Raw genomic sequence first — 669 nt, forward strand, 5'->3', positions numbered from 1 at the left:
TAAAATTCAGCTAGGTCTGTATCGTAGCAAACGTGTTATGCAGGCGTTATATTGCGAAAATAGTTAAGAGGATTTCATGGAAGAACAGTCTCAAATCTACTTGGATCAGTATCTAAGCTCACTTTCTGAAATTGAACGTGAAAAGTATCAATCATTCAGTTCAGACTATTTCTGTGCTGATGAGCATAATGCCAATTTATGCGCAGAATTAATCCGAATTGGTCAAAAGACAGCAACTTGTAGCTTAAATGTTTGGTATGAATCTGGTGAAGAACCAATGCCAACCGTTGGTCACTTACAAGTAGTCGTTGATTGGAATGGGAAACCAATTTGTATCATTGAAATTGATTCAGTTGAAACGTGTAAATATAACGAAGTTACGTCTGAGTTTGTTCATGCAGAAGGCGAGGGCGACCGTTCATTAAAATGGTGGCGTGAAGCTCATTGGCGTTTCTTTGCTGCTGAATGTTCAGAGTTAAATATTCAGCCTAATGAGGAAATGGTTCTTGTATTGGAACGATTTCATGTCGTTTATCAATAGGCAATATAACAAAGCAATCAACACGATTTATTACATTCGGCGTTGTAGGTTTGTCTTTGGTTTCAGTGTTTAAGGCAGTAAAATTCAGCTAAGTCGTCGTAGTAATAAACGTGTTATTGCGGCGTTAT

1 protein-coding gene is annotated in these 669 nt (G+C 37.7%); it reads left to right on the forward strand.

Going from position 1 to position 669, the window contains the following annotated elements:
- The first annotated feature begins 76 nt into the window (after positions 1-76).
- A complete protein-coding gene (locus PVK71_RS20365; RefSeq protein WP_060993039.1) occupies positions 77-541 on the forward strand; it encodes an ASCH domain-containing protein in 465 nt (154 codons plus the stop codon).
- Positions 542-669: the final 128 nt, after the last annotated feature.

It is taken from the genome of Aliivibrio sp. S4MY1 (assembly GCF_028765545.1).
Taxonomy (GTDB): Bacteria; Pseudomonadota; Gammaproteobacteria; order Enterobacterales; family Vibrionaceae; genus Aliivibrio.

Excerpts from the sequence above, each read along its gene's own strand:
- PVK71_RS20365 (WP_060993039.1), top strand. The coding sequence starts at position 77 with ATGGAAGAACAGTCTCAAATCTACTTGGATCAGTATCTAAGCTCACTT.